Annotated in this window: 1 protein-coding gene; it reads right to left on the bottom strand. The window is 76.1% G+C overall.

The window, feature by feature from the left end; genetic code table 11:
- The coding region (locus E1293_RS48375; protein ID WP_207939546.1) for a HEAT repeat domain-containing protein at positions 1-2,090 on the bottom strand (2,090 nt) is incomplete at both ends.

The raw sequence follows: 2,090 nt of genomic DNA, 5'->3' as shown, positions 1-2,090 counted from the left end.
GGCTCGGGCCTCGGCGTGCCGGAGTGCGGGGGTCGCCGCCGTGCCGAGCATGAGCAGGCCGTCAGCGGCGGCGGTGCGGACCGGGGCGCGGGGGTGTTCCAGCAGCGCGACGAGGCCGGGGATCGCGGGTTTCCAGGCGGCGTGTGCGAGCGTCTTGATGGCGGAGCGGACGACGGCGGGCTCGGGATCGTCCAGCAGCCGGACCGTCTGGTCGAGATAGGCGGGCCGGTCCAGGACGCGCCGGGACACGCGGTGCGCGTGCAGCCGGACCTTCGTCTCGTGGTGCGCGATCAGCGCCGCCAGCAGGTCCGCCAGCTCGGGGTCGGCGGCGGCACCCGACTCCTCGTGGCTCTCGGCGAGCCGGGGGAGTGCGTGCCGGGCGGCTTTGGTCCCTGCGTCGCGGGCCTCGCGGAACAGGTCCGCGCGCGACGGTTCGCGGGCCGTTCCGGCGGGGCGCTCGCGGAGGGTGTTCAGCACCTCCTCGTCGCGGGCGGCGGCGCCCGGCGCGCGGAGCGGCCCCTCGGCCAGGACGAGTTTCGCGGCGAGGTCGTCGCGTCCCTCGTCGCGGAGGCGCTCCAGCGTCCGGACCAGTTCGGGGGTGGGCGGCACCGGCCTGCCGGCGATGAGGTCGAGCAGCCCCCAGGCACCGGTGGCGAGGCGGCCGGAGACGGCCTCGGCGACGACGTCGGGGGACGCCCGGCGCAGCGCCCGGCCGGCCGCTTCGGACGCGGCGGCGCCTCCGTGCTCCCAGGCGGACAGGAGGCGGGGAACGAACCTGTCCAGGCGGGCGGGATCCAGGTGGGCCGCCAGGCGGGCGAACCGCTCGCCGGCCTCGTCGTCTCCGGCCAGGTCGGCTTCGGTGGCGTCGGCGAGCGTGGCCGCCAGGCCGAGCGTGATGGGGAGGTCGGCGCGCCCTTGCAGGAAGGCCCTGAGTACGGCCAGCCCGGCTTCTGGTTCGGGCCAGCCCAGCAGGATGCGGGCCGCCGTCTCGGGTCGCTTTCCTTGTACGTCGTCCAGCATTGCCAGAAGGCGCCGCCGTTGGGCGTCGGAGCGCGGCTGGTCGAGGTCGCCGGGGCGCGGTTTCCGGGTGTCCGGGACGGGACGGCGGGACTCCTCGGCGATCGTCCAGGGCGGGGCGCCGAGCGGCTGCAACTCCAGCATCCAGTCGAGGAGGAGGTCGCGCGTTCCGGGCGGAGCCTGCGGGAACACGCTGATCAGCGCGTCGAGCACCGTGCGCGATGGCGCGTCCGTCCGGTCGCGTGCGTGCCGTAGAGAGTCCGCGTCACGGATGGCGTCGCTCAGTTCCTCCCGGAGCGGTGCGGGGTCCTCGATCCTGTCCTGCCCGAATACCTCGCGCAGGACGGCCTCCTGGTCCGGCTCCGGGTGTTCTGCGCTCCGCGCGACGGCCAGCGCGCGCACGACGTCGTCACGCGTCGGCGGGACCGCGCACAGACGCAGCACGACGAGCCCGGCTCGGCCGACGTCCAGGCCGCGCGCCCGCTCGGCGGCCTCCAGCCGCTCGGCGCGTCCCAGGCGAGGGACCGCGCCCGCCAGCAGCGCGAGCAGCCGGTCGTGGTCGCCGGTGGCGGCCAGGCCGTCCACCAGGGTTCCGGCGGAGCGGGCGAGGACCTCCAGTTCCGCGTCCGGCAGCGGCGGCCGGCAGATCTCCGTGACCAGCCGGAGGGCACCGGGATCGGCCGCCGCCAAGTCGAGCCAGCGGACCAGCATCGGGCGAAGCCGACCGTAGGGGAACAGGCCGGGATCGCGTTCATGGGCCTCCACGACGCCGCGCGCGATCTCGGCGTCCCAGCCGCCGTCGAGCAGCGCGTCCACCTCGGGGACCCGCTGCGGCTTCCTGCGCTGGACCGTGACGCCGCGCCTGGCCAGAGCCGTGACCGCACGCTCGTCGAGCAGGCCGTCGAGGCTCCGCAGCAGCGGGGACGGATCGGCGGCGCGATCCGCCTCCGCGAGGACGGTCGCGGCGAACGCGTCGCCGAGAATCGCCCGCAGCGCCTCCACGATCGCCTCGCGCAGGCCCGGATTGTCGTGGCGGCCGAGCCAGAACAGCAGCTTCGGGACGGCCCCCGGCC

The organism is Actinomadura darangshiensis (assembly GCF_004349235.1).
GTDB lineage: Bacteria > Actinomycetota > Actinomycetes > Streptosporangiales > Streptosporangiaceae > Spirillospora > Spirillospora darangshiensis.
This window is presented reverse-complemented; position numbering and strand designations above follow the sequence as displayed.